At 36.8% G+C, this 1912-nt stretch carries 1 protein-coding gene; it reads right to left on the bottom strand.

Going from position 1 to position 1912, the window contains the following annotated elements; translation table 11 throughout:
- Positions 1 to 472: 472 nt before the first annotated feature.
- Entirely contained in the window at positions 473 to 1195 is a 723-nt protein-coding gene (locus PL85_RS18020) for a hypothetical protein (protein WP_115340143.1), read from the bottom strand.
- Between the last annotated feature and the right edge of the window lie 717 nt (positions 1196 to 1912).

Genomic DNA, 1912 nt, shown 5'->3' with positions numbered 1-1912 from the left:
TTAGCCGGGCGTTATGTTTAATCGTATAAAATCAGTATGTTGTGTATTTGCTTTGTTCCTTCGGCTTTCTGGTTTGTCAGCAAGTGGTCGTTGTTTTGTAGAGCTCAATTTCTTACTGTCATATAGCTAAAGCTTAAATGCCTCTCGATAATAATGAATGAGCACATTCGGAGCGCTATTTAGTTATCATCTGGAATATATATCCGCTATTAATAAATGTTTAGATTTTATATTGCCAGAATGTTTAGTATCACTGGCATCCGAAATTACGTATAACTTTCAATTTTTTAAACCTGATGATTCAAGTTTAAATGATATATTTAGTGAAAGTTCGATTTGAATTAAGGAAACTTAGTCCAAACTTGAAATAATATGCACCGTTCGAAACGGAGACGGTTAGATCAAGTCCGGGCTAACAAAGACTAAGAAATCAACTTATTTTTCAGACATTTTTGCTATTTATTCACATCAGTTAGTAACGAGACCAATCTGTTGGAGTAACCACACTTCCGTCTTCTTTGGTATATCTTGGATTTGACCAAGATGTAAGTTGTCCCTCGTTATGTCTAATTTCATTCCACACACAAAAGAAATCAAAGTAAGATGCTGAATTATAAAGAAATGATCTAACGGAAGGTCCATTTCCATCAGCTGGTTTTACAGTAAACTCCCAAACGTACATTTTTCTTTCGACTGTCGGAGTGACTAAAACACCACCACCAATAACTCGAACATTTTGCCCTGCTGGAAATATTTCTTGATCTAATCTTTTAATTTCATATATATATTCTTTTCCTACGACATAATCGAAAGGCTGATTTCTAATCTCGTCAGTTTCATTTTGAATTTTTAATATATCAAGCTGAGCGGCTTGATGTAATGAAATTGCGTTGTAATCTAATTGTCCGCCACCATGCTTAGCTAATCCTCCCCAATTCACTAGATGAGATTGAAATCCACCATGTGCCCAAGTATCGTTATTGAAGTTTACTTGCAGAGCGAAAAAATTCACAAAGTTTTCTCTGGCATGATCTGTGATAGCATCGACAGTTATATGTATGCTGACTCCAATTTTATTTTTGTTTGCTGCTGAAGGGAAATAAACACGCTTTGAATTAATTTGAAAAGTTTCATCTCCAATTATTATTCCATTATTTGCTAAGGGATTTAATGGCAATACTGTATTGGCTGGCATATATAACTCCTTTTGTTGTTTATCCTGAAAATCACACAGCTGATAATATTACACTTAGATATGAAATCAAGTGCTTATTTGCGTAATTGTTGAAGTTCCTCGATTTTTAATAAAAAAAGTCATGCTACCCACTATGAAAGTTATGTTATCGCCTAAAAGAAAAAAGAGATCGAACAGATGCGCGATTCTGATCGAGTGCGTTACCGTTTAAGGTAGTTCTGCTGGTTGCCAAAGCATGAAGCAAGGTAATAATTACTCAAACACTGGTTATGCACTATATGGAAGTAGAGTTAAGCTTAATGAAAGGGATCTTAAACATAACAAACGCCTCAAGAGGGACTGTCAACGCATGGCGTTGTCAGCCCCTTAGGCGGGCGTTATGCAACTCAGGTAAATTTAGGGGTTCAATCTTTTTAGATTTCTCCGGCCATTCGTTTTGCGTTGTCGGCAAATGAGCATTTTTACCCTAAAATTCGTGGTTAACTCAAGCCGTAAAACAGGCAAGGTTCTTTGTTTGCCTCAATCATTTTTAGCGTTGGCTTGCTGCCAATTCAGCGGGCGCAAAGTGTGGAAAGGGCAAGTTTATCGAGCATTTTGTACTTGCTGAAGTTTTCGCTCGTTGAGTTTTCCTGACACAAACGCTTGGTTTGTTGCTGAAAGGTGGACTTTGTTTTGGCGGCTTATTTATCATGGCTCTTACTTGGTTGGATTCTTGAA

The sequence above is a fragment of the Vibrio anguillarum genome, assembly GCF_001989995.2.
GTDB lineage: Bacteria > Pseudomonadota > Gammaproteobacteria > Enterobacterales > Vibrionaceae > Vibrio > Vibrio anguillarum.
Note: the sequence above shows the minus strand (reverse complement) of the source record. Positions and strands in the feature narration are given on the sequence as shown.